The sequence below is a fragment of the Kitasatospora sp. NPDC101157 genome (assembly GCF_044768255.1).
Lineage (GTDB): Bacteria > Actinomycetota > Actinomycetes > Streptomycetales > Streptomycetaceae > Kitasatospora.
Genome location: NZ_JBIWPL010000019.1, coordinates 29,166 through 53,093 on the forward strand (window position 1 = coordinate 29,166; position 23,928 = coordinate 53,093).

Sequence of the window (23,928 nt, forward strand, 5' to 3'; positions counted from 1 at the left end):
TGCTGCACGCCAAGGCGGCCCCTCCCCGGGGTCCAGCGCTGCGTCAAGAACGCTCGGTGCCTCGGCCGGTTGCCTCGCGAAGAGCCGCGGCGAGTTCCCGACGATGCCGTGCCCGCTCGACGAACACGCCGACGTCACCCCGGAGACTCGGTGGGACGAGGAATCGTGGCCAGTTGAACCAGACCACGGTGAGGTGCAGCAGCAAGCCGAGCATGAAGCCCACCATGCTCACCGCCACGATCACGGCAGCCACGACTTTCGGAGTCCCAGTCCAGCTGTTCGCGATGAAGACGTCGAACATCATGACGGTGAGCAGCAGGAATCCGCCCGCGAAAGGCACGACGCCCCGTTCATGCCCGCGTCTCACGGACGGATCGGACGACCTGGCGAACGTCATGCGTGGCGCCCGGGCCGGATGGTGCCAGGACAACCAAGCGGCGCGCACGAATGTGAAGTCCACGAGCAAGAGGAACAGCGTGATGAAAATCAGGAGGCCGGCTCTCACGACCATGACATCCTCTGCTCGGTCTCGTCTCGGGCTGGTCGCCCATTATGGGCTTCCCACCTGGACTGCGAAGACCCGGGTCGGTTGCCCCGCAGTCCTCGAAGTCGAGGGAGGCGGTTGCGGCGCCTGCGGCGGGCCTGCTCGTACGCCTGCACGCTCGGGTGCTCGGTTCGGCCTGGCTGTCGGCGGGTCTGCGCGCCGCGGCTCCTCCTGCCGTTCGGGAGCCGAACGGGACGCTCTTCCCCATGGAGCAGGGCTGAACTGGTCTGCCTGAGCTCGACCTTGTGGATGAAACCCGCCCACCGGGCGTGTGCGGACGGTCCGCCCGCAGACCGCGGACCGCCTCATGCGAGGCGCGAGCACGGGGTGAGGCGTCCGATGTGCTCCCGCCTGTCCCCGGCGCCGACGCCCGGCAGACGCGGGTGGACGTCCTCGGCGGACCGGTCGGCGGAGGACGTCCCGTCAGTTCTGGCAGGGGATCGGTTCCCAGGCCTTCCCGCCGGGCGGGTATCTGGACAGCGGCCGGTCCTTGAGCGCGCCGGTGCGGAACGGCAGCACCGGCCGCGCCATCCCGAGCCCCTGCCGGCGCGTCCCAGGGAGGTCACGTCTTCCCAGCTCAAACGGGGTAGCGGCGTCCCCGCGTCCCAGATCGCCGGCCCACCGTCGCGGCGGGGACGAACCGGCGCACAAACTGACGGCGAACACCTGGAGGGAGCAGCTTGTGAGCACTGTTCGGGAGGCCCGGGCCGCGATACGGCCCGGCGTCGAACGGCCCGCCGACGCCGTTACCTCGGCAACCGAAGCGGAGCCCGCAACGCCCGTACGAGCGGAGCAGTCGTCGGGCACGGCCCGGGACTCGGCCGTGCCCGACGCCGTGGACTCAGGCGCGCGCGACAGTGGCGCCGACCGGGCGGCCGAGCCCCTGGCAACCAGTGCGACCAGGCCCACCGGGCTCCTCGGCACCTACGATGACCGCGCCGAGGCACCGGATGAGCCGGCCGTGCCCGTGACGCCCGGCGGAAAGGCCTCGGACGGCACACGCGCTGACGCCGGCGCCCTGGCGGGAGCCGAGGAGTGCGAAGAAGCGCCGGACGTCCCCCTCGCCGAGGCCCTCGGGTTGGTCGCCACCGCCAACGAGGCGTCACCAGGCACGGTGGTCCCTGGTCGGACCCGGGCGCCCCAGCGGTCGCGGGCCGTACGGCGCGGCGGCCTGCGCCGGGTGGGGATCGCCACCGGGCTGGTCGCGCTGCTGGCGGTGGTCTTCTGCGCGGTGCAGGTGCTGCGTCCGCTGCCGGGACCGGTGCTGGTGATGACGGGTGCGCCGTCATACACGATCGCCGGCGCCCCGCTGACGCCCGCCTGGCCGGGAGAGGGCGAGGCGGCCGTGGAGGTCGAGGGCGTCGGCAGCCTGGGTACGTACGGTGATCAGAAGCCGATCCCGACCGGCAGTATGGCCAAGGTGATGACCGCCTATGTCGTCCTCCAGGACCACCCGCTCAAGAACGGCGACGACGGCCCCGTCATCGCGGTGGACGCGCAGACGGCGAAGGAATCCAGGGCCCCGGGCGAGTCGACGGCCGTGGTCGCCGAGGGTCAGCGCTTCACCGAGCGCCAGATGCTGCAGCTGATGCTGATCCCTTCGGGCAACAACATCGCACGTCTGCTGAGTCGTTGGGACGCAGGGTCCGAAGCGGCGTTCCTGGGGCGGATGAGCGGGGCCGCCCGGCAGCTCGGTATGAACGACACCACGTACACCGATCCCAGTGGCCTGGATGCCGGTACCCGAAGCACCGCCGTCGACCAGATCAGGCTGGCCCGAGCCGCCATGCAGGACCCGGCGTTCAGCGCGGTGGTCGCCATGCCGCGGGTGACCATCGCCGGGGTCGGCCAGATCGACAACAACAACACCGACCTTGTCGACCCGGGCGTCATCGGAATCAAGACCGGCTCGACCTCGGCGGCGGGCGGCAACCTGATGTGGGCCGCCCAACAGTCCGTCGGCGGCAGCAAGCAGCTCATCCTGGGCGTCGTGATGGCTCAACACAGCGCCGGCGCGTCCGACTACGGCCTTGCCAAGGCCCTCGCTGTCAGTCAGAAGCTCATCGGCCAGGTTCGGAAGGCCCTGACCTGCACCACCGTCGTCCACAGGGGCGATGTCGTCGGCTACCTCGACGACGGACTCGGCGGGAGTGCCCCTGTGGTCGCCGGAGCTGAGCTCACGGTGATCGGCTGGCCCGGCCAATCCACCCAACTGACGCTCTCGGCACCGGTCACGGGTCTGCCGCACAGGGCGAAAGCGGGCACCACCGCCGGCACGATCGCCCTTCGCACCGGCCAAGCCGCCGGCACGGAGGTACCAGTTGTCCTACAGCACGACCTGACCACACCCGGTCTCAGTCAGAGGATCGCCCATCTACGGTGACGCCGAAGTGGCAAGTCGTGTGGCGGCCACGACACCGGGGCGCCTGCCGGGCGCCGAATGACCCTTCCGCCAGCGGAACCGCCACGCTCGTCGTCAGCGTCGTGCCTTCTGGCGCCACAGCGCTGGAACCGCACGGGAGGCATGAGTTGAAACCCCCTGGCCGATCCTTTCGGCACTGGTGGTGGCTGTCGGGCTTGGGGGTGCTCTGCGTCGCGGCCGCTGCGGTCGTCTCCCTCGGGGGCGACGAGTCGGACGCGCGGACACACACCGAGCAGCTCTCTGTTCACGACTATCGACGCGTACTCATCCGAGATGAGTCCTATCCCGGCACCACGAACACCGTCGCCGACTACGTGGGACCCGCCGGGTCAGGCAACGCAGCGCAGCTGCTGTCCGGTCCAGGACTGACGATCACCCACACCGGTCCGGAGACCTGGGTGACGCCGCAACCGAACGACCTGTTCGACCTCGTGGCCCGGGGGAAGTTCGAAGGACCGGGGAATTGCGGCCTCACGGTTTCGACGTTCCGCCTCGGTCGCTCCGCGCCCGAGGAATGGCATCTCTCCGGCACGCAGGCAGCGGATCTTCGAAGTGGTCGACTGACGGCCATAGAGGTCAGCGTGGACTGCGGACTCGGGTAGTTCGGCACCGTGAGCATCACAGTGACACCACGAAGACCGAAGGCCCGCTGGACAGCTCCGGCGGGCCTTCTTGCTGGACCGACATGCTCATCCTCAGTGGCAAGCGCATCACGATTTTCAACGGCACTCAACAGTCGGCTCCGTGTCCCCCAGCGGGCGGCCGAACCACGTTCGCACCCGCTCCAAGTGCCCCACATCGCCGCGGATCGTGCCGTCCGGCGCCGCCCATCCCGTCCGGCGCCGCCGGCGGGTACGTTGGCCTCTCGATGATCTCGGGGGGCCGTGTTGATGGTGTTCGTGGGCGGGATTCTGGTCGGGCTGCTGCTGGCGGCCGGCAGCGTGACGGGCTACGTGCTCGGTCTGCGCCGGGCCGCCGGGGCCCTGGGGCCGGTGCGGGAAGTGGGCCCGATCCCGGGACCGGTGAAGCGCCCGGTGCTCGAACCGGCAGCGGAACCGGCAGAGGAAGCGGTGGCGGAAGCGGTGGTGGCACCGGTGGCCGACGCGGCAACCGGGCCGGCCGCCCGCACCCCGGCCGTCCTGCCGGCCGCGACCCGCACCCCGCGCGCGGGGCGGACGGCGCGGGCACTGGCGGATGAGGACCTGCTGGCGATCGAGACGCTGCGGCTGGACCTGGATGCCGCGGTGGCCGCCCGCATCACTGACGCCATCGATGCCGACCCGGTCGAACGCACCGCCCAGCGCCGGGCGGAGGCGGCGCTGGCCTCCGCGGAGCGGATCCGGGACGGCGCGGGCCGCACGGAGTCGTTGAGCGCGGTGCTGCGCCAGGGCCGCACCGCCCTGGAGGAGATGCTGGCCGGCCGCGCGGAGCGCCGCGACGCCACCGCGATGATCGCCGAACTGCGCGAGCGCCTGGAACTGCTGCCGCCTCAGGACATCACCGACACGCCGGACGGAGCGGCGGCGCCGCACGGCACCGACGCCCGGGACGACGCCGGCGCGCAGTACGACACCGCCGAAGCACTGCGCGACCGCCGCGCCGCCGAGGCCGCGCTGGACCGGGCCGAGCAGGCGGCCCGCGGCCTGGAGAGGGACCGCTTCAAGCGGGTGCTCGGCGCGGTCGGCAGCGGGCGGGTGGCGCTGCTGCGCCTGGAGGCGCGGCTGGCCGGGCGCCGGGTCCCGCTGGAGCTGGTCTCGCCGGAGGAACTGGCGAAGGCCGAGTGGGAGTTGCGGGCCGGAGTGACCCCGGACCCGTACTGGTTCGAGGGAAACGGATCGACCGAGATCCCGATCGACCGCCCCGAGCCCGGGCGGGTGGCGCTGCTCGACATCGCCTGCGAGGGCGAGGGCTACCACCACCTCCACCTGCTCACCCGGACCCGGTCCAGCACCGCCCAGTCCCCCTTCCACCAGGACACCGACCCCTACCGCGGCCGGGTGCTGGTGCCGGTCGAACGGACCCACGTCCGGATCGAGGTCCACCGCAAGGCCCGCTGGTCGATGCGCCTGCGGCCGCTGTCCGACGCCCGCGAGCTGACCGGCGCGCTGACCGGCCGCGGCCCCGAGGTGCTGCTGCTGCCCGCCGAGGGCGACCTGCGCCTGTCCATGCACCTCCAGCAACCGGGGGCGAACGGCAGCGTGCGCCTGGTCTCCCCGCAGGAGGTGGCGGACGGGGTCCGCGTCGACAAGTACGGCAACTACGGACGCACCGTGACCCACGACTTGGGCACCTTCCGCCGCACCGCCTCGATCACCGGCCCGGGACTGCTGGTGGTGGACACCCCGGGCACGTGGGAGCTGGAACTCACACCCGCGCCGGCCCCGCGCAGGAAGCACTGACGGGCGCCGGGAGGACTCGGACGCCGGACGGTCCCCTCATCCACGGCCCGACCGGACGCCGAACCACGGCTCGGCGTCGCACTCCTCGAACCGCTCAACCTCGGTGAAGGCCGGCTTCGCCGCGACGCGCGTCGAGCGGCGTTTGCGGTCCGGGTGCAGAGCACCACCGGCTCGCCGGGATGCGGGGTGGCGAACCGGTCCAGCGCCGCCGCGCACGACTCGGAGGCGTACCCAATGGAGTTCCTCGCGCGAACGGGGGCCGCCCACGTAGGTGCCGACCTCCGGCGAGGCGAACAGCTCGATGATCGCCACGCGAAGCACGAGGCGGTCGGTGCTGATCGGGGTGAGGGGTTCGGCGCTTGCCACGCGCACAAACCATTTGATGATCCGACAGCCAATTGTCCCGGGCAACCCACGGGACCGTCCGGTTCGGCCAACGATCGGCGTCACCGCCCCCCCCGGGCCGATGACCTGCGAATCGTGTTGTCCCCACACCCGCCGCCCCTCTACGCTCACGCCCATCGGCGTGTAGCTCAGCAGCAGAGCACCGGGCTCTTTCCCGGAGAGCGCAGGGGCGGAACCTGCCACGCCGGCCACTGCCTCGCCGGCCAACGCCTCCCCGACCATGACCACGGTTGCCGCGGCCGCCGGACCGACAATCCGGTTGGCCGGAGCCGGGTCGGCCGGGCAGGATCGGCTGGTGCACGACGACGCTGCCGTGCCGGTGCCCGTCGTGCACGCCGAGGCCTGGCAGGCCGGCGCGACGCTGCACGCCGCCTTCGCCCGACACCGACCACGGCCTGACCACGGCCTGACTACGGCCTGACCACGGCCTGGACGAGGACGAGCCCGACGAGCGGACTGTCCGGCCGAATGTGCGCCGCCGGTTCTGACAAGGCGTGCCCTCGCGATCACGCACAGGCCGCTACCGCTACCAGGGCGACGCAGGTCAGCTCTCGTGTCGTGGACCACCGTGCAGCGCAGCCGCCGCGCCAACCAGAGCGGCCGCGCCAAGGGCTCCCAGCAGAATCCTCAGGGGCCAACGTCCGAAGGTCCCCTCGGACGCCGTTTCGAGGTGGGTGGGCTCGGACGGGTCGTAGACCACGTCGAGTGTCGTACCGACGTCGCCCGAGACGCTGGCGCCGGTCGTCCACTCGTCCGCCAGACGGCTGCCCGGGCCGAAGCTCAGCAGATACCTGGTGTGGTTCGAGCGGTGGTCCGGGGCCTGCTCGACCCGGACGATCGTCGCCTTGGCCGGTACGGCCCGGCTCCTGAACTCGCGGTCCTGCCGCTCCAGATGGACGATGGTCCCGATCAGGCACATCCCGAGTACAGCCAGCACGACACCGGCGGCCCAGAACCGTTCCCGTGGACGCCCCATTCCCCTGTTCCCCCCTCGCATGAGTGGATCTTCGCACGCCCCGGGCAAGCACCGTTCCAGGCGTCACCGACCAACGGCGTCGGGAGATAGACGGGGATGAGGACCCAGGACACCTTGCCCTGCCGGTAGGACTGGCGTCCTTGGCCCGCCGGTCGTCCGCGATCCTGGGTGTGGCGGTGAAGTACAGCCGCCGCAGCGCGGGGACCTGGTCGTCGGCGTGGACGGCGGCCCAGGCCTTGCCGTCAGATCCGGCGGTGCGGTGCGCCTCGTCGACCACCATCAGGTCCCGAGCGGGCAGGCCGAACTGCTGGTGGGCCTGGACGATCCGCTCCAGCGACGCGGAGGTCGCGTACTCCGTCACCGGTTCCCCCGGCTTCGCCGCCGCGACCAGGTCGGCGATCCGCGCGGCCTGCGTCTGGGCCCGCGTCACCCAGAGCGAGTACTTCTACTCTCCGGGCCCTCCGCACATCGCAGCCGATCCAGAAGCCTGCCGCCTCTGGAGGTACCACCGCAGATTCACCTGCACCTGGCTCCGGCAGACGGACGATCACCCCCTCTACCGCTTGCACTGCTAGCGGAGCTGCCTTCTTCGCTACCCCGTACCACCCCTCGAAGTGCCCGCCCCCGTCCCGGCGGGCACCTCAGCCGGTTCCCCCACTCTCCGGCCGCCGAGTCCGCCTTGTGACGCTCTACATGGCGATCACGATCTTGCCGTGCACGTGCCTCTCGGCCTGCGTCGTCACGGCTTCGCGAATCCGCTCGACCGGGTAGGTCGCCGCGATCGGCACCGTGATCCCGCCGCAACGGATCGCGTCGGCGATCCGCTCCAACGTGCCCGGGGCCGCGTCGAGGGCCCCCAGCTTGCGCACGCCGGGCGGCGGGGCGGGGCCGTCGGCCACGACGGTGATCCGCTCGGGTGCCACGCCGAGCTTGAGGGCGGTCTCGGCCGCGTCCCTTCCGAACAGGTCGGTTGCGGCGGTGATCCCCTCGGGTGCCAAGGCCCGCACCCGGTCCGCCAGGCCCGGGCCGTACGCCACGGGTTCGGCGCCGAGCCCGCGCAGGAATCCGAACGTGGCCTCGGAGGCGGTGCCGAGCACCCGGGCGCCCGCGAGCCTCGCGAGCTGCACGGCGAAGACGCCCACGCCGCCCGCCGCCCCGCCGATCAGGACGGTGTCCCCGGTGCGGAGCCCGAGTGCGGCGAGCGCGGCGGCGGCCGTCAGACCGGACACCGGAAGCGTGGCCGCCACCTCGTCGCCGACGCCCTCGGGGGTGTGCCAGAGCGTTGCCGCGGCTGTCCTGACCAGCACGTAGTCGGCGACGGACCGGCCGATCGCAGCCCCGTAAACCCGGTCGCCGATCGCGAATCCGGTGGCTTCGGCGCCCACCTCGTCCACCACTCCGGCGAAGTCGCTGCCGAACCCGGCGGGCAGGGTGATGCCGAACCGCGCCGCCATGTCGGGCTGTGTGGTGATCTGCCAGTCCATCGGGTTCAGCCCGGCGGCCGTGACCCGGACGCGAACCTCGTCGGGTGCGGCGTGCGGCTCGGGTATCTCCTGCAGTTCGAGCACCTCGGGACCGCCGAAGCGCCGGTAACGGACGGCTCTGCTCATCGGTGACCTCTCTCCTGGCCAGTGATGGGACTTGGTCTTATCGACCGTACACCAGTGATGGGACGAAGTCCCGTAGACTGCTCCCATGGCTCGCTGGCAACCCGACGCACCAGGACGACTCGCCGCCGCCGCCCTCGATCTCTTCGAGGAGCACGGCTACGAGAACACGACCGTGATCGAGATCGCGGAACGGGCGGGACTCACCAAGAGCACGTTCTTCCGGTACTTCCCGGACAAGCGGGAGGTGCTCTTCGGCGCGGGCACGATCACCGACCTGCTGATCGAGGGGGTCGCCTCGGCGCCGCCGACTGCGGGACCACTCGACGCGCTGGCGCACGCCCTCGATGCGCTCGGCCGCACGTTCTTCACCGCCGACCGCCGCGAGTTCAGCCGCCGGCGCCAGGCCGTCCTGAACGCCAACACGGAGCTGCGCGAACGCGAAGCCCTGAAGCGGATCGACCTCACCGCCGCGATGGTCAAGGCCCTCAACCGACGCGGGGTCCCCATCCTGACCGCGCGCGTGACCGCACAACTGGGCGCGCTCGTCTGGGAGATCGCCTACGACCAGTGGATCGACACCACTGGCGAGGACTTCGGCCCACTGGCCCGCCGGGCACTCGCCGACCTGCGCGCGACCGGAGCCCTGTGCTAGCCAGGGCGCGTATTCGGCCGGTGACCAACGGGTGGTCCTGTTGAGGTCTTTGATCCGGATCATCGCGCCGCGGAGGTGGAAGCCGGCGAGGTAGCCCGTGGGCGTCTTGTCGCAGTGGATGGCTGTGCCTCGCCGGACTTCCAGCCACGGGTACATCTCCCGCAGCTACCCGGTGACCGCGAGGGCCGGCGCGGTGGGCGTCGCGCTCGGCGCCGGCCGCATCGGCGCGATCGCCGGACCCCTGCTCGGCGGCTGGTCCTCGCAGCCGATCTGACGCCTCGTTGGGACTTCGTCCTGTTCGCCGTGCCCGCCGTCCTCGTGCCCGCCGTCCTCGGTGCCACGCTTCCTCGTGCCGCGCTTCCTCGTGCCGCGCTCGCCCTGGCGGCCGGTGGACGGCGGGACCCGGCGGACCGATGCCCGGGGACCGCGGCCGTCCCGCTCCCGCGCCGCAGGAACGGGACGGCTGGCCGATCACCTCCTCGGGCATCAGGCCGTAGCCGGCGCCCAACCCGAGCAGCGCGAATGCGTCGCTGCGCCGCTGACCGCGCAAGCGCACCGCCCGGCCCCGACGGCCCGCCAACTCGCTGGCGGGGCAAGGCCGGCGGGGCCGCATTCCACCTTCACCCGTCGACCTCGGCAGTCCGTGCGCGCAGCGCTTGCGAGAGTGCGTCCGCGGTCACGTCCACAACGGCCAGGAGCTGCTCCGGACTCGCCCCGGCTCTGCTCATGACGGCGAGGGACTGGTTCACGGCCGCCACGTGCACAGCGAAGGCCTCGGCGTCCTGGTCGGTCATTCGGCCGGCTTTCAGTGCGGCGCGCAGGCGCAGGCGCTGGAGGCCGAGCGCTTCCTTGACGTGCGCCGCGATGCTCGGGTTCAGCGCCGGTATCGCCATGGCCGATTGGGCGATCAGGCATCCGTCGGGCAGGGCGGGATCGGCGATGCGCTCAAGGGTGACATCGAAGAACGCGCGAACGGCGGCGAGCGGTTGCGTGGCCGCGCACGACAGGGCGGCGTCGTACTTGGCGCCGTAGTGCGCGCTGTAGCGATCCAGGCAGCGCAGGAAGAGCGTGTCCTTGTCGCCGAGCGAGGAGTAGATGGAGCTGCGGTTCAGGCCGGTTGCCCGGGACAGATCGTCGATCGAGGTGGCGGCATGGCCGAAGCGCCAGAACTGGACCATCGCGGCGTCGAGGGCCGTGTCCATGTCGAACTGCTTCCTGCCTGCCATGTGGCACTTCCTCGCCGGTTGGTGCGTCGGTGTTCCCGGTTGTGCCGGGTGCGCCATTCTATCTTGAACTGATTGGTTCAAGATGTGCTAGCGTCCGGGCAAGGTTCGTCGGGTGTCCTCCGTCCTTCGCGACAGCCGACATGCACTCCAAGTCGCCCCCGCCTCGGGCGGGGCACCGAACAATGCGCCTGGCACCGATGGAGGATTCCAGTGACCGACCCTGCGACCAGTCCTGTGCGTGACCTGCCTCCGTACGATCTGGCCGGATTCGCCCACCGCTGGGTCGACGCCGATGGCGTCCGCCTTCATGTCGTCGAAGGCGGCCAGCCCGCTGGACCGGCCGTTGTCCTGCTCGCCGGGTTCCCGCAGACCTGGTGGGCCTGGCGAAAGGTCATGCCCGGCCTTGCCGACCGGTTCCGGGTCATCGCGATCGACCTGCCGGGCCAGGGCCACTCCGAGCGTCCGGCGGGCAGCTACGACACCCACACCGTCGCTGCGCACGTCCACGCCGCCGTGGAGGCGCTCGGCACACCCGTCTACTGGCTGGTCGGGCACGACATCGGCGCCTGGGTCGCTTTCTCCCTCGCCGTCAACCACGAGGACCAGCTGCGCGGGGTCGCTCTGCTCGACGCCGGAATTCCCGGCATCACCCTGCCCGAAGCGATTCCCACCGACCCGGACCTGGCGTGGAAGACGTGGCACTTCGCGTTCCACCTGGTGCCCGAACTTCCCGAGACGCTGCTCGCAGGCCGTGAGCGGGAGTACGTGAGCTGGTTCCTCAAGGTCAAGGCCCTTGATCCCGGCACGTTCGACGACGCCGAGCTCGACCACTACGCGGCGGCCGTCGCCGCCGACGGCGGCCTGCGCGCGAGTCTCGCCTACTACCGGGACGCCGCCGAGTCGGCGCGCAAGAACCGTCAGGCGCTCGACCGGCGGCGCCTGACGGTGCCCGTCCTCGGGATTTCCAGCAGTCACGGCTCCGTTCCGGGCATGGCGGCCTCCCTCAGGGCCTGGACCGAGAGCACCACCGGAGTCGTCGTGCCGGACGCCGGTCACTTCATCCCCGATGAACAGCCCGAAGCCGTCGCTGCCGCTCTGACCGACTTCATCAGCGCCGACGATCGGTGAGGGATCCTGGGCACCGCCAAGCGCCGATGGTGAGGCGGCCACGAGGTCAAAGCTCCGTAGGCCCGTGGGTTACGCCCGCGCCTGGCCGGCCCGACGGCGCGCACTGGCTGCCCGTCCACCCGGCGGCAGCACGGGAAGGACCCGGTGGGCCGGGTGGTCCACGCGGAGTTCTGTCCGGTGAAGGGCCGTGAGGTGTCGTTGTCGGTGGTGGCTGGCACTGTGGTCCGTGTGATCAACGATCTTGAAAGTGTCGACTGGTCGTCGATGAGTCATGCGTACGGGCCGGCCCACGAGGTGCCGGTTTGGCTGAGGGCGATGGCATCGGCCGACGCCGGGACCCGTGAGAAGGCGTTCGGCGACTACTACAGTGCGGCCCACCACCAGGGGGACGTGTACCCGTGCACCGTGGCGAGCCTGCCGTTCCTGTTCGCCCTGGCCGACGACCCGGCAACCCCCGACCGCGGCGCGGTCGTCCACCTGCTGCTCAGCATCGGGTGCGAGGCCGTCGACCGCGGCGACGACATCATCGTCGCGCCGGACGGCAGCGAGTCGACGGCCGCCGCGGACGGCGTGGCCATGCTGCGCGAGCGCTCCGGCGCCTTCCTCACCTACGCGCAGGACCCGGACCCGTGGGTGCGCCGGGCGGGCATCGAGGGCCTGGGCCTGTTCGTCGAGGACGCCGACCGGGCGCTCGGGGCGCTGCGCGAGCGGCTGCCTGCCGAGGACGGGACCGTGGAACGGCTGCTCGTCGTCCACACGGTGGCGACCCTGGCACTGCGGCTCCCCCCGGCACGCACCGCCGCGACGGCCTGGCTCGCCGCCCTGGCCGACGACCCGACGACGGAACCCGACATCCGGCTCGCCGCACTCGTTCACCACGCCCGCTGCGGGCAGGACCGCGACGACGCCGTGCCGACCGCGATCGCCCTGCTGCGCCGGCTCGCGACCGCACCGGAGCGCGGGAGCGAGGAGGCCGGATGCCGGTCGGGAACCGGCTCCGGAGCCTGCGCGTGCCGGAACGGGCGTGAGGGCGGGACCGACACGCGGGCCGACGGCGAGACCGACACCGAGGCAGAAGCGGTCGCTCAGGACGGCGTTCCGCCACAGGTCACCGCCGCGTTCGAGGACCTCGACCGGCAGGGCCGGCTGCATGCCCCCACCACGACCCTGCTGCGCACCTTCCACACCGTCCTCGACGCCCGGGTGCCCGAGCGCACGGCGCTGCTCACCGAACAACTCCGCAGCCCGGACCCGGCCATCCGCTACGACGCGATCCGCATGGCCCAGGACCTCATCACGTCCTGGCGGGGCGAGCACACCGGCCTCGTCCAGCTCCTTGCCGACTGCCTGACGCCCGAGGACCCGTACACCGCCGCCGCGGCAGCCGAGAGCCTGCGGGCCCTGGGGCCCGCAGGCGAACCCGCCCGCGAGGCGCTCGCCGCCCACGTCGCCGCCAACCGCACCACCCACGGGCCGAACGCCTGGGCCGTCACGAAGACGCTTCCGCGACGCGCGCACCAGGAGGCCGTCATGGCCCTGGCCGCCCTCGGTGATCCCCGCGCCCTGCCCTGCCTGCTGACCGCACTGGACGGCGGCACCGACGCCTGGCGCGCGGTGCAGGTCGCCGGCCGGCTGAGCCCGGGAGCCGGTGAGCTGGTGCCGCGGCTCTCCCGGCACCTGGCGGACGCCGACCTGTCGAATCCGTGGGCCGACATGGGCACAGGCGCCCTGATGTCCGCCTTGGCCGAACTGGGTGACGCGGCCGCCGTTCCCGCGCTCACCCACGCCGTCACCGCCGCCATCCGCCATGACCAACTGCGCCTCGGAGCCTCCGCGCTGAAGGCACTCGCAGCCTTCGGCACCGAGGCCGCGTCCGCCCTGGACGTGGTCCGCCCGCTGGCCGATGTCGCGGACGTGAACCTGCGCGCGGCCGCCACGGCCGCGCTCTGGGCGCTCGAACGCGACCCGGCCGATGTCGTGCCCCGGCTGTGCGACCTGCTCGACACCCACGCGCATCACGACGCGGCTGACGTCCTCGGACTGATCGGCCCGCCTGCCGCTGCCGCCCTGCCGCGCCTGCGCACGATGCTGACCGCCGGGTACGAGTGGACCCGCGTCCATGCCGCGACGGCCTTGTGGGACATCGTCGGCGAGGTCGAGGCCGACGTCGTGGTCCGGACGTTGCTGGCCGCCTGGGAGAAGAACGACGCGACGTCCAACCACGTGCTGGCCTGCCTGGATCGGATGGGCTCGGCCGCCGCACCCGCCCTGCCCCGCATCCGGGCGGAACTGGCGCAGGCCCGCCGCAGCGGGCGCTTCGGGCGCGTCACCAACGACGAGGAACTGCAGCGCACCTGCCGAACCATCCTGGCCCGTCTGTCCTGACTGATGTCCTGACTGAACCGAAGTCACTTGTCCTGAGCCGCGGGAGCAACGATCTCCCGGCAGAGCAGGCACTTCGTGCCGGCTGGTCGGCGCGCGTCCGGGACCCTGCCGTTGCGGAGAGCGAGCGGCTCGTCTACCAGGTCATCGACCAGAACCCTGGCAACGCCCAGGCCGGCGGCAACGCGATCGCACCGATCAGCGAGCTGATCCGGGTGAACGAGCCGACCACGATCCGGCTGCAGGGCACCCGAACCGACGCGGTCGGAACAGCGGTCGTCGCCCAGATCTACGACGACGACGCCGGTCACACGTCGCTGCGCTTCGAGCGGGTCGGCCCCTCATGCTCGAACGGGCCGAGGAGGCCGACGCCGACCGGCGTGGTGCCCGGCCGGGTCGGTCACCGTGGTCGGTACGGCGGCGGTGGGCCGGGTTACCGAGAGCCGGAGCTGTCCGGAGCTGCCTGGAGCCGGCCGTTGGCCGTGTGCCGTGGGATCACTACCAAAGTTGCTTCGACCAGTCGACCCCGAAGCGGTAGGCACTACCCCGAAACGGCCGGGCACCGGGAGACGACACGACCGGGCCCTGATGGCCCGGCCGTCGCCCCACTCCGTTCCTTCTCCTGGTCAGGCGCTGTTCAAGGGGTCCGGAACTGCCCGTCGTCTCTCTCACCGGAGCACGACAGTGACGCCGTACTCGCGCAGGAGGTTCACGGTCTCCTCGAAGTAGGACAGGCCGCCGCGGTGGTCCAGGACGTGTCCGGCGAGGGCGCGGCGGGCGATGTCGGCGTGGTGCCACACGAGGGTGAACGGTGGGACGACGGAGGGCCCACCGCACAGGTAGTCCTGTACCGAGTCCAGGCATCTCCCGTAGTTGGCGCCGGGGCCGAGCAGGGCTTCGCCGAGCGCCAGCAACATGCTGGTCCTGTCGGTGACGTGCTGTCCGTCCAGGTCGTACGTCCCGCCGGAGAGGCCGTCCGGCCCGTACGGGCCGATGCGGGTGAGGTCCAGCCACTCGGACTGGCCTTCGGCGTCGAACCGGGCCCACTGGTTGGGTTGAGTGGGAATCCCGGAATACCAGACCTCCCAGACCTGGCGGGCCGCCAGGGTGGGGCGGTCGGCGAGCCACGGAAGGCCACCACTGGGGTCGTGGATGGTGATGTCGACCAGGGTCCCGCCGAGGACGGACGGGCGGGTGTCGCCGGGGCGGAAGTGGAGGTCGTACTGGGTCATGCGGCGGCCGTTGCGGTCCAGCACCCACAGCGCGAGGACCTGGCCGTCCTCCTGCCGTGGCGAGCGGAGTTCGGCCAGCAGGGGTTCGGCGGGTTCGCAGCCGATCAGATGCAGCGGCTGGAGCTGGCGCCGGGGACGTGGACCGGACAGGCCATCGATCGACTGACAGCTGCCTTCCAGGTCAGTGGCCGACAGGTCGATCTGCGGCGCCGGTCCGAGCTGCGGGCCCCGGTCGTCCTCGACGCCGGTGCCGACGGTGATGTCCACGCGATCCGGGTCACCGGGCGTGGGCCGGTGGGCCAGGACGGCCACGTTCTCCAGGTCCCAGAACCGGGGGCTGTCGGTGCTGGGATCTTCGGGGTGGATGAAGAGGTTCACGTCACCCAGCAGCCGGACGGGATCGGTTGACCGCGTGACCGCCTGGGCCAGCGCGCTGTCGCGCGGGCAGCCGCGTAGCGTCAGGACCTCGCGCGGCAGTGGAGGCGGGTCGCAGAACAGCCCCTCGACCTCCGCGCAGCGCCCCCACAGGTCGCCTGTCATTTCGTCGTCATCGTCGTCGTACTCCCGTACCAGGAGGTACCGGACCGGGACGTCCCGCCCCCACGCCACGTGCTCCTCGGACGGCACACTTCTCCCCACCAGCCGACGATCTTCGCTCGCACACGATACGAGTAGGGCGCGCGATCCTGCCGAGCCGGTGCCCGACCGGGCCCCGTACGGTCCACGCGGGCCCGGTCGTCGGGCAGGGGTCGTTCGGGCTTCGGACCGGTTCGGGCGCGCTGCGGGGCGACCGGCCGTCACCGGCAGACCGGTGACTGACCGTGATCAGCCGAGCAGGGTGGCTTCGACGCCGGCCAGTACCGCCGCCAGGCCCTGCTCGAAACCCTCGTCGAAGTCCTGGAACATCACCCGGCCCGCCTCGGCGGCCAGCGGGTGGGCGGCCAGGCGCTCGGCACGGGCCTCGACGTCGTAGCCCTCGTCGCCGTCGAACGGATTCGGGGCCATGGCCTGCTCCTCGATGACGTAACCGACGGTGTAGCTGTACGCCGTGTACCAGGCCCGGGTGGCCGCCGCCAGGGTGAAGCCGGCCTCGGTGAGCACCCGCAGCGAGGCGTTCAGGCCCGCCGCGTACGAGGTGTCCGTGAACCGGGCGCCGCTGTAGACCTTCGCGCCGTCGCGGTGGCGCAGCAGCTCGGCGCGCAGGGTGCGCATGGTCGTGAGGTACAGCGCCCGCCAGTCGCCGTCCTGCTCCGGCCGGTCGCCGCCCGCCGCGGTCGCCCGGGCCGTCATCCGGCGCATCATCTCGGTCGCCATCTCGTCCAGCAGCGCCTGCTTGTCCTTGAAGTGCCAGTACAGCGCCGGCGCCTTGACGTCCAGCTCGGAGGCGATGGCGCGAAGGGTGAGGCCGTCGAGGCCCACCTGGTCGAGCAGGCGGAGCGCGGCTTCGACGACCTTGGCGCGGTCGAGCTTGGGGGTTCTCTGCGGTATCACGCTTGACAGTTTAACGCCGTTAAGTGCACGCTTCCGGCAACGGCTACTTAACAACGTTAAGGGGGTTGTCGTGACCTCTCACGGCACGCACACGGACGTCCTGATCATCGGAGCCGGGCCCACCGGCCTCGCCCTCGCACTCGACCTCGCCCGGCACGGCGTCACCGCCCTGACCGTCGAACGCGGTCCTGGGCTCTTTCCCGGCTCGCGCGGCAAGGGACTCCAGCCGCGCACCCTGGAGGTCCTGGAGGACTTCGGCGTGCTCGACCGGATCCGAGCGGTCGCGGGCCCCTACCCGCCCAACCTGTTCTGGAAGGACGGCGAGCCGCAGGGCGAACGCACCATGTACGACCCGGCCGAACCCTCCGAGGCCGAGCCGTACACCGAGACGCTGATGGTGCCCCAGTGGCGCACCCAGCGGATCCTCCACGAACGGCTGCGCGAACTCGGCGGCGAGGTCGCCTTCGGCCGCGAGCTGGTCGACCTGACCCAGGACGGGGAGGGCGTGACGGCCCAGTTCGCCACCGGCGCACCGGTCCGGGCGCGCTACCTCGTCGCCGCAGACGGCGGGCGCTCGACGGTCCGGCGGCTGCTCGACATCGGGATGACGGGGGAGACCGTCGACCCGGACCCGCTGCTGGTCGCCGACGTCCGGATCTCCGGGCTCGGCCGGGAACACTGGCACGTGTTCCCCTCCGACGAGGGCCTGCTGGCGATCTGCCCGATGGGCGGCACCGAGGACTTCCAGCTCGTCGCGCAGTTCCCCGAGGGCACGGCCGTCGACCTCACCCTCGACGGCCTGCGCACGGTGGTGGCCGCCCGCTCCCACCTGACCACCGACCAGGTCAGCGAACTGCGCTGGATCTCCGAGTTCCGCCCCCGCGCCGCGCTCGCCGACCGCTTCCGCGAAGGCCGGGTCTTCCTCGCCGGTGACTCCGCCCACGTCCACTCGCCGGCCGGCGCACAGGGCCTGAACACCAGCGTCCAGGACGCCTACAACCTCGCCTGGAAACTCGCCGCCGTCCTCGCCGGACGGGCGGACGCCTCCCTCCTGGACACCTACGAGGAGGAACGCCGCCCCAACGCCGCCGCGATGCTCGCCCTGTCGACCCGCGTCCACCGCGGCCAGGAGCGCCGCGGCCGGGCGACCCGGCAACTCGGCCTCGGCTACCGCGGGTCCTCCCTCGCCGTGGACACCCGCCCGGACCTGCCCGAGGAAGCGCTGCGCGCCGGCGACCGCGCCCCGGACGGCCGCCGCGGTGGCACCCGCCTGTTCGACGCCTTCCGGGGCCCGCACTGGACCCTGGTCACCGTCGGCACCGACGACCCGCTGCCCACCCTGACCACCCCCGTGGTCCGCATCCCGGCGTACGAGGTGTACGGCACCGGCGTCTTCCTGGTCCGCCCCGACGGCTACCTCGGCTGGGCCGGTCACACCCCGGAGGGCCTCGCCGCCTACGCCGCGGGCCAGGGACTCCTCGCCCGCCGACCCGGGGATCCGGCCCCGGCCGGCCCCGCCGGAGCCTGACGGCGCGTCGCCACCGCGTCGCCGTCGTGTCAGCGGCACGCCGGCGCGGGCGAGGTGCCACGCCGGCGCCGGTCAAGGCCGGCTGACATGCGACCGAATGACCGCCGGCCGGTCCGACAGGGCGGGGCGGGGGTGACGTCGAGCTGGGGGTGCACGGACGCCGCGACGGAGCCGGGGGCGACGGACCATTCCTGACGTTCCGTCTGCGCACGCCGGCCTTCCTGGTTAGACTCCCGGACCGTCGTGCGGTCGTCCGACCGGTCGATCCGTCACGCCGTCCGCCCGCGGAGGAGCCTTGGTCTCGATCACCCTCGACGCCGAGCGCCGCCTCCGTGCCGACGCCGCACGGGTTCGGGTCGCGGCCGTGGACGCGCTGCGCTCGCTCGGCTTCCGGATCACCTCGGAGATGGCCACCGTGGTGGAGGCCCAGCGGGGCTCGGCCGTCCGCTCCGCGATGCTCCTGCCCGACGAAGTGCCGCTCGCGATACGCGTGCTGTTCGCCGGCGGGCCGGACGGCGCCGACCCGCACACCACGGTGTCGGTGCACCTCACCGACCGTGCCGTCTCGGTCGTCGCGCTGGGTGTGCAGTCCCCCTACGTGGAGGCCTACCGGAGCGCGCTGCTCACGCTCGACCGGGCGCTGGCCGGCCTCGATCCGGACGCGGACTTCCCCCAGCCGCGCTGGTGGGCCCGCGCACCCCAGGCGGAGACGTTGGCCCGCCACCACCAGACCGGCGAGCGCGTGGTCGGTGGCGTGGCCTCCCTCATCAACGAGCGGCTCTCCGGCGGCCCCCGGGCCACCGGGCCGTCCCTGTGGGACGGGATCCAGGGCGTCGTCTTCCGCTCGCGGGAGGGCTTCGTCGCCGTGGACCGGAACGCCCTCCCCGGCCTGCTGTCGATCCCGGTGATGATGAGCCGCCGACCGGACGGCATACCCGAGCGACTCGGCTCCGGGGTGGCGCAGTTGGCGGCCACCGTCGAGGGCTTTCTCGCGGCCGTCGGCGTGGGTGTGGCGGACGTCCCGGTCGGGGAGGAGCACCGAGCGGCCTTCGAGTTCCTGTACCGGCAGTTCGGGATCCGCTCCCGGCTGCCCGTTCGGACCCTGTGCACGTGCCGGGACTGCCGGCAGACCAAGGTCGTCAACCTGGACCTCCAGCGCCTGCGGGAGCGGAGGCGGCGGCTGAAGACGATCCAGTCGGTGCTGCGCGCGGCGCACAGCAAGGACGGCGAGATCCACCCCTTCCAGATCTTCGGGGCGTTCTTCCAGCACGGCAAGGTCGAGCCCGACTTCATCTGCTCACGTTGCGAGAGCACGGAGGCCGACGAGCAACCGGTGACGTTCTGCCCCGGCTGCGGGGACATGCGCACCGAGGGAGCGCTGATCTCCTGCGGTGAGTGCGGGTACGACTTCGAGGCGCTGGTGGCCGGACTCGCGGTCTGGGACGTGGCGCCGCCACCGGCGGTCGTTCCGCCGGCGGTTCCCCCAGCTCCTCCCGTTCCTCCGGCTCCTTTCGTTCCTCCCGTTCCTCCGGTTCCTCCGCTCCCTCCCGTTCCGCCGGTCGCGCCCGCCGCCCAGGTCGTGCCCCCCTCACCGGTCGTAGCCCCGCGCCCGGCGGTTCCCGCACCGCCCGCCGTCCCGCCGATGCCGGCCACCGTCCCGACACCCACCGCACCCACCGCACCCACGGCACCCACCGCCCCGCCCGGCTTCGGGCCGCCGTCCGAAGGCTTCGCCCCCCTCCCAGCCCCGACCTGCGCCGTCTGCGGCGTCAGCTACCCGGTCCTGTGGGCCGTACAGGTCCTCGACGGTCCCAACCCACGGCCGCTGACCGTCTGCCGGACCTCCCAGCGGTGTTCACCGCCCTCGGTGGTCACACCCGTGCGCATCCTGACCTGACGGCACCCGCCCGGGGCCGGCGGCCCGAGCCGCGAGCCTCTGCCGGGCTGAACGGCCGGTCGGCCCGCAGACTGCTGCTGACCGACCCCACGGGTTCCGCCGTCGGTGAGGTCAGCGAGTAGGCGGTGGCAGGAGCGGTTCGTCTGTCCCGCCGCGTCCCCGCCGGAGCCGTCCGACGACGACCTCGACAGGGTGCTCGCGGTCAACGCCGCTGCTCCCGCGGTCACTCCGGCTCCCGGGAACGAGAGCGCCCGCCCGGTCGGCGAACGGGTCGCCGCGGCGACTCCGGCCGGAGCCCCCGGGCCCTCCCGAGGACATCGCCCGCGCCGTCGCCTTCCTCGCCTCCGACGAGGCCCGGATGATCCACGGCGCCACGGATGCCGGCGAAGGCGTGGCCCGCGGGCCCGTCGGCGTGAACCGACGGTGTGTCAGTTCAACAGGGGCCCTGACCTCCCGTTGCGTGATCGACAGTGGCGCAAGGCGAAACCTCGCCGGGTCCTTCTTCCGTCTTGGAGTTGAGCGTGACGTTCTCACTGTGCGGGGCCGTCGGTCGGCCCGCTGCCGGGCGTCGGGGTCGGGTGCTGGCCGTGGCGGCCGGTGTGTTCGGCGCCGCGGCCCTCGCCCCGGTGGCGTTGTCCGTGCCCGCCCGTGCGCAGGGCACCTGTACGGTCTCCGGCCCCACCACCACCTGCACGTTCGCCTTCACCGGCGCCGAGCAGACGTTCACCGTCCCCAACGGCGTCAGCCAGGTCGACGTCACGGCGATCGGCGCGGCCGGCGGCCTGTCGGGGGTCAACACCACCCCGGGTGGCCGGGGCGCCCAGGTCTCGGGCACGCTCACCGGGCTCTCCGGCGGGCAGATCCTGTACGTCGAGGTCGGTGGCGTCCCCACGCTCCCCTCCGGGTGCTACCCCTTCTCGCCGTGCGTCGGCGGCTTCAACGGCGGTGGCAGCAGCCACTTCGGCGGCGGTGGAGGCGGGGCCTCCGACGTCCGCACCCAGCCCCGCACCACCCCCCTCACCACGAGCGACTCCCGCCTCATCGTGGCCGCGGGCGGCGGTGGAGCCGGTGAGGTCTTCAGCTCGTCGTGCACGGGCGGCAGCCAAGGTGGGGACGCCGGCCAGCCGGGCGCAACCGGGGGGTGCAACGGGGGAACCGGCGGCGGGGCGGGCACCGCCACCCAGGGCGGGCCTGGAGGCACGTCCCCCAGCGGTGGCAGCGGCGCCCCCGGCACACTCGGCACCGGCGGCGACGGCGGCGGACCAGGCGGCAGCCGGACGGGTGGCGGCGGAGGCGGCGGCTACTACGGCGGCGGCGGCGGTGGCGACCTCAACGTCAACATGAACCCGTTCGGGAGCGCGGGTGGCGGGGGAGGTGGTTCGTCCCTGGTCCCGGCCGGCGGCACGGGCCCCACGGTGACCAGCGCCGCCGCAGGCATCACCATCAGCTACCTCACCCCGGGCAAGCCGGTGACGACCCGCCTGATCGCGATTCCCCAGCAGGTCCGGCTCGGCCGACCGGTGGTTCTCGACGACCTGGTCTGCCCGGCCGGCACGGGCGCCACGACCCCGCCCACCGGCACGGTGACGTTCACCGACACCACCGCCGGAGTGACTCTGGGCACCGCACGCCTGGTCCTCAACCTCGGGAACTGCGCCGCCGCCGGGCGCGTCGTCTTCTTCCGGACCACCGGCCCGCACGTCATCACGGCCGTCTACAGCGGCGACTCGGTTTACCAGGGCAACGGCGGCAGCCCCGAGAGCATCACCGTGACGGTGAACCCCTGACCAGAGGAAGATCGCGGCGCCCCATGGTGCCCCGGTGAAGCGCAGTTGAAGGCGTACCGTTGCCGCTTCCGGCGACTGGGGGTCCGCTCCTTCGGACGGGCGGACCCCCAGTTCCCCGTCGGGGCCGCCCGATCAGGCCGGCTCGACGCCGAACGGCGCTGCCCGGACGTCGACGCCGGGCGGACGAAGGGGGCGACGGCGCTGGGCACCTGGCGGCGCGCGGTGTCCGGGGGGTGTCCCGCGCGCCGCCAGCCCTGCCCGCGACCTCCGGCTACCCCCGCCCACCCACTTCATGCACCGGACCTGACGGCCGGGGCATGGACACAGCGGTCCCGGCAACCGCTCATGAATCCTCAACTGACAGGCGGCGCCCGTGTCCCGCGCCGGTGCTCCGCGTTCCCGGGCGTCCGGGCCCGCCACCACGGCTTGTTGACGGGAGAGGAGCCACCTTGCATGCTGCGCCTGGGAGTTCGACGGCAGGGGGAGTGGGGGCGAAGTGAAGGGGATCGATCTCCGGCGTGCGACCGGTGCCTTGGCGATCGCATTGCTCGGTGGGGGCTGGCTGCTCAGCGGATGCGCCGGCGATCCCGAACCCGCTCCTGACCCGCTGAGTCATCCCTGCCTCTTGCTGAGTGCCTCCCAGGCCGCGGAGGTGCTGCACCGCTCGCCCGGCCCGGCCAAGGAGATCCTGCAGGAGCAGGTGAGCGAGTGCGCCTACCAGGAAGCGGAGCTCTACGTCAGCGTTGCCCGTGCCTCCTACGGCAGGCAGTCCTTCCGCGACGTCGTCGACCGCACCAAGGGCCAACCAGTGACGGAGTCGGGGCTCGCCGACGCGGCGTACAGCTTCCACGTGCAGGAGGAGTCCAGGGACTTCGTCCTGCTCGACGTCCTCAAGGGCAGCAGGCTCGTGCAGATCACGGCGCCCACGGCCGAGGACGCCCGGCAGACCGCCCACCTGGTACTGCCGCAGCTTCACTGACGGCGTCCCGCGCAGCGGAACCGGTGCCCTCCGGCAGGCGATCCCGACCGGCGGCCGAGTGACGAGGAGCTGTTCAAGGTTCGGATCATGTGGCTGGAGTCAGGGACTTCAGCCACATGATCGATCCGCGTACAACCGCAGGCGCCTACGCAAGCTCCCCGAGTGGGGCTACCTCACGCCACTCGGGACCCGCCAGCGGCACCGGCAAGGTACGTCGCGTAGACGGAGAGTGTCCAACCGCAAGGTGGAACTTCGAGGTCCGGACACCCCAACGCGCACGCTGGGAGTTCGAGGCTCGGCGGACCGCTACTGCGCGGCGGGCGCGCTCACTCCGCCTGCGCTGCTCCCTGGGCCCACTGCTCAAAGGTCGTCGTCTCGATGCCCAGCGCGTGGGCCATTTCCGGAAGGGCCGGTGCCGGGTAGGTGTCCATCCGCCGCTGCGACTTTGCCAGTTCCGGCATGACCCCCCAATCGACGGCCTGCCCCGGGCTGCTGGGCAGCTCGATCGGCGTCGCCCGTACGGAGTTGAGTATCTCGACCGCGCGGCGCATGGACAGGACGTCTCCCGCGAGTTCCAGCACGACCTCGTGGAAGCGTTGCGGGTCCGCGACCGCCGCGAGCGTGGCGGTACCGATGTCCTGGACAGTGACCCATGGGCGTGCGACGTCGAGGTCGTTGACGACCGCCAGTCGGTTCGAGGTGAAACCCGCGAACCAGATCGACGGCTGTCTCAGGTTTTCCATGAAGCCGGAGGGTCGCAGGATGGTCCAGGTGGCGAAGCCCGACTCGCGCACCACCCGCTCGGCCTCGATCTTGCTGTGCCAGTAGTGGGCCGGGAAGGCTCCCCAGCGTTCCTCGTCGAAGGCCCCAGGATCGTCGATGCCGGCACCCGACACCGAGGAGTGCACGATCTGCTCGATCCCGGCCTCCCGGCTTACCGCCACCAGGTTGCGGGCACGTTGCACCTCGAAGTCGGCCATCAGGTTTGCGAAGTTCGCGGTCTCCATCGAGAACACCGCGGTCGCCCCGGCCGCCGCTTCCTTGAGGGAGGCGGGATCGTCGAGGTCGCCGCGTACCAGAGTCGCTCCCGCCGCGGCCAGCCGGACAGCGGCTTCGGACGACGGGTCCCGGACCAGTGCCCGGACCGGCCGCCCCGCGTCGAGCAGCGCGCGGGCGACCGCGCCCCCCTGGTTGCCGGTCGCCCCGGTCACCAACACCGGATGGGTTGTCATGGGTACTTCCCTCCCGCCAGTCAACCGGGGTGGCCCCC

Annotated in this window: 20 protein-coding genes, 1 tRNA gene and 2 pseudogenes; 13 read left to right on the forward strand and 10 right to left on the reverse strand. The window is 72.2% G+C overall.

From position 1 onward, the window contains the following. Window positions 1-43: 43 nt before the first annotated feature. Window positions 44-505: a hypothetical protein gene (locus ACIRVF_RS29885; RefSeq protein ID WP_402824495.1), complete on the reverse strand. Its 462-nt coding sequence runs from the start codon at window positions 503-505 to the stop codon at window positions 44-46. An 862-nt stretch (window positions 506-1,367) separates the two neighbouring features. On the opposite strand from ACIRVF_RS29885, the gene ACIRVF_RS29890 reads away from it, so the two are divergent. From ACIRVF_RS29890 to ACIRVF_RS29900, 3 genes are all read left to right on the forward strand, one after another. Continuing rightward, window positions 1,368-2,927 (forward strand): D-alanyl-D-alanine carboxypeptidase family protein, encoded by a 1,560-nt coding sequence (locus ACIRVF_RS29890; RefSeq protein ID WP_402824498.1) that lies wholly within the window; start codon window positions 1,368-1,370, stop codon window positions 2,925-2,927. A gap of 194 nt (window positions 2,928-3,121) precedes the next feature. Then, window positions 3,122-3,568 carry a hypothetical protein gene (locus tag ACIRVF_RS29895; protein ID WP_402824501.1) on the forward strand — a complete coding sequence of 149 codons (447 nt, stop codon included), beginning with the start codon at window positions 3,122-3,124 and terminating at the stop codon, window positions 3,566-3,568. Window positions 3,569-3,865: 297 nt separating this feature from the next. Further along, a complete protein-coding gene (locus ACIRVF_RS29900; RefSeq protein WP_402824504.1) occupies window positions 3,866-5,365 on the forward strand; it encodes a hypothetical protein in 1,500 nt (499 codons plus the stop codon). A 36-nt stretch (window positions 5,366-5,401) separates the two neighbouring features. Here ACIRVF_RS29900 and ACIRVF_RS29905 read toward each other — a convergent pair. After that, window positions 5,402-5,737, reverse strand: a pseudogene (locus tag ACIRVF_RS29905) (hypothetical protein). A 150-nt stretch (window positions 5,738-5,887) separates the two neighbouring features. Here ACIRVF_RS29905 and ACIRVF_RS29910 point away from each other — a divergent pair. Further along, window positions 5,888-5,961: transfer RNA gene (locus ACIRVF_RS29910), tRNA-OTHER, on the forward strand. Between the two features lie 104 nt (window positions 5,962-6,065). After that, entirely contained in the window at window positions 6,066-6,191 is a 126-nt protein-coding gene (locus tag ACIRVF_RS29915) for a hypothetical protein (RefSeq protein ID WP_402824507.1), read from the forward strand. A gap of 123 nt (window positions 6,192-6,314) precedes the next feature. Here the strand turns inward: ACIRVF_RS29915 and ACIRVF_RS29920 are convergent, their stop codons facing one another. The 3 genes and pseudogenes from ACIRVF_RS29920 to ACIRVF_RS29930 all read right to left on the reverse strand — a co-directional run bounded on the left by ACIRVF_RS29920 (window position 6,315) and on the right by ACIRVF_RS29930 (window position 8,356). Further along, entirely contained in the window at window positions 6,315-6,746 is a 432-nt protein-coding gene (locus ACIRVF_RS29920; protein ID WP_402824510.1) for a DUF3592 domain-containing protein, read from the reverse strand. A 175-nt stretch (window positions 6,747-6,921) separates the two neighbouring features. Then, window positions 6,922-7,176 (reverse strand): annotated as a pseudogene (locus ACIRVF_RS29925) (helicase); the annotation flags it as partial. 259 nt (window positions 7,177-7,435) lie between these two features. Further along, entirely contained in the window at window positions 7,436-8,356 is a 921-nt protein-coding gene (locus tag ACIRVF_RS29930; RefSeq protein ID WP_402824513.1) for an NADP-dependent oxidoreductase, read from the reverse strand. Window positions 8,357-8,441: 85 nt separating this feature from the next. On the opposite strand from ACIRVF_RS29930, the gene ACIRVF_RS29935 reads away from it, so the two are divergent. Next, window positions 8,442-9,008 carry a TetR/AcrR family transcriptional regulator gene (locus ACIRVF_RS29935; RefSeq protein WP_402824516.1) on the forward strand — a complete coding sequence of 189 codons (567 nt, stop codon included), beginning with the start codon at window positions 8,442-8,444 and terminating at the stop codon, window positions 9,006-9,008. Between the two features lie 118 nt (window positions 9,009-9,126). Further along, a complete protein-coding gene (locus ACIRVF_RS29940; RefSeq protein ID WP_402824519.1) occupies window positions 9,127-9,282 on the forward strand; it encodes a hypothetical protein in 156 nt (51 codons plus the stop codon). Window positions 9,283-9,628: 346 nt separating this feature from the next. Here ACIRVF_RS29940 and ACIRVF_RS29945 read toward each other — a convergent pair whose 3' ends face one another. Then, complete coding sequence (locus tag ACIRVF_RS29945; protein WP_402824522.1) at window positions 9,629-10,234, reverse strand: TetR/AcrR family transcriptional regulator; 606 nt, start codon at window positions 10,232-10,234, stop codon at window positions 9,629-9,631. Between the two features lie 210 nt (window positions 10,235-10,444). Between ACIRVF_RS29945 and ACIRVF_RS29950 the strand changes: the two genes are divergently transcribed. Beyond that, the gene (locus tag ACIRVF_RS29950; protein ID WP_402824525.1) at window positions 10,445-11,362 is read left to right on the forward strand and encodes an alpha/beta fold hydrolase; all 918 of its coding nucleotides are present in this window, start codon (window positions 10,445-10,447) and stop codon (window positions 11,360-11,362) included. A 315-nt stretch (window positions 11,363-11,677) separates the two neighbouring features. Then, window positions 11,678-13,747 carry a HEAT repeat domain-containing protein gene (locus ACIRVF_RS29955; protein ID WP_402824528.1) on the forward strand — a complete coding sequence of 690 codons (2,070 nt, stop codon included), beginning with the start codon at window positions 11,678-11,680 and terminating at the stop codon, window positions 13,745-13,747. Between the two features lie 23 nt (window positions 13,748-13,770). Here the strand turns inward: ACIRVF_RS29955 and ACIRVF_RS29960 are convergent, their stop codons facing one another. The 3 genes from ACIRVF_RS29960 to ACIRVF_RS29970 form a co-directional block, all read right to left on the reverse strand. Further along, complete coding sequence (locus tag ACIRVF_RS29960) at window positions 13,771-14,055, reverse strand: hypothetical protein (RefSeq protein WP_402824531.1); 285 nt, start codon at window positions 14,053-14,055, stop codon at window positions 13,771-13,773. 357 nt (window positions 14,056-14,412) lie between these two features. Continuing rightward, window positions 14,413-15,615 (reverse strand): barstar family protein, encoded by a 1,203-nt coding sequence (locus ACIRVF_RS29965; protein ID WP_402824534.1) that lies wholly within the window; start codon window positions 15,613-15,615, stop codon window positions 14,413-14,415. A gap of 186 nt (window positions 15,616-15,801) precedes the next feature. Then, window positions 15,802-16,467, reverse strand: coding sequence for a TetR/AcrR family transcriptional regulator C-terminal domain-containing protein (locus ACIRVF_RS29970; RefSeq protein ID WP_402824537.1), 666 nt, complete (start codon window positions 16,465-16,467; stop codon window positions 15,802-15,804). A 70-nt stretch (window positions 16,468-16,537) separates the two neighbouring features. On the opposite strand from ACIRVF_RS29970, the gene ACIRVF_RS29975 reads away from it, so the two are divergent. From ACIRVF_RS29975 to ACIRVF_RS29990, 4 genes are all read left to right on the forward strand, one after another. Continuing rightward, window positions 16,538-17,995, forward strand: coding sequence for an FAD-dependent monooxygenase (locus tag ACIRVF_RS29975; protein WP_402824540.1), 1,458 nt, complete (start codon window positions 16,538-16,540; stop codon window positions 17,993-17,995). Between the two features lie 295 nt (window positions 17,996-18,290). After that, window positions 18,291-19,892 (forward strand): hypothetical protein, encoded by a 1,602-nt coding sequence (locus ACIRVF_RS29980; RefSeq protein WP_402824543.1) that lies wholly within the window; start codon window positions 18,291-18,293, stop codon window positions 19,890-19,892. Window positions 19,893-20,413: 521 nt separating this feature from the next. Next, window positions 20,414-21,679 (forward strand): glycine-rich protein, encoded by a 1,266-nt coding sequence (locus ACIRVF_RS29985; RefSeq protein ID WP_402824546.1) that lies wholly within the window; start codon window positions 20,414-20,416, stop codon window positions 21,677-21,679. 625 nt (window positions 21,680-22,304) lie between these two features. Then, a complete protein-coding gene (locus ACIRVF_RS29990; RefSeq protein WP_402824549.1) occupies window positions 22,305-22,658 on the forward strand; it encodes a hypothetical protein in 354 nt (117 codons plus the stop codon). 326 nt (window positions 22,659-22,984) lie between these two features. On the opposite strand, the gene ACIRVF_RS29995 is transcribed toward ACIRVF_RS29990, so the two are convergent. Next, window positions 22,985-23,890, reverse strand: a complete 906-nt coding sequence (locus ACIRVF_RS29995) for an NmrA family NAD(P)-binding protein (protein WP_402824551.1) — start codon at window positions 23,888-23,890, stop codon at window positions 22,985-22,987. Window positions 23,891-23,928 lie beyond the last annotated feature (38 nt).

What these genes read in the sequence shown, in the direction of transcription:
- ACIRVF_RS29945 (WP_402824522.1), bottom strand. Translation starts at nt 10,234, where the DNA reads ATGGCAGGCAGGAAGCAGTTCGACATGGACACGGCCCTCGACGCCGCG.
- ACIRVF_RS29935 (WP_402824516.1), top strand. Translation starts at nt 8,442, where the DNA reads ATGGCTCGCTGGCAACCCGACGCACCAGGACGACTCGCCGCCGCCGCC.
- ACIRVF_RS29995 (WP_402824551.1), bottom strand. Translation starts at nt 23,890, where the DNA reads ATGACAACCCATCCGGTGTTGGTGACCGGGGCGACCGGCAACCAGGGG.
- ACIRVF_RS29955 (WP_402824528.1), top strand. Translation starts at nt 11,678, where the DNA reads ATGGCATCGGCCGACGCCGGGACCCGTGAGAAGGCGTTCGGCGACTAC.
- ACIRVF_RS29920 (WP_402824510.1), bottom strand. Translation starts at nt 6,746, where the DNA reads ATGGGGCGTCCACGGGAACGGTTCTGGGCCGCCGGTGTCGTGCTGGCT.
- ACIRVF_RS29940 (WP_402824519.1), top strand. Translation starts at nt 9,127, where the DNA reads ATGGCTGTGCCTCGCCGGACTTCCAGCCACGGGTACATCTCCCGCAGC.
- ACIRVF_RS29930 (WP_402824513.1), bottom strand. Translation starts at nt 8,356, where the DNA reads ATGAGCAGAGCCGTCCGTTACCGGCGCTTCGGCGGTCCCGAGGTGCTC.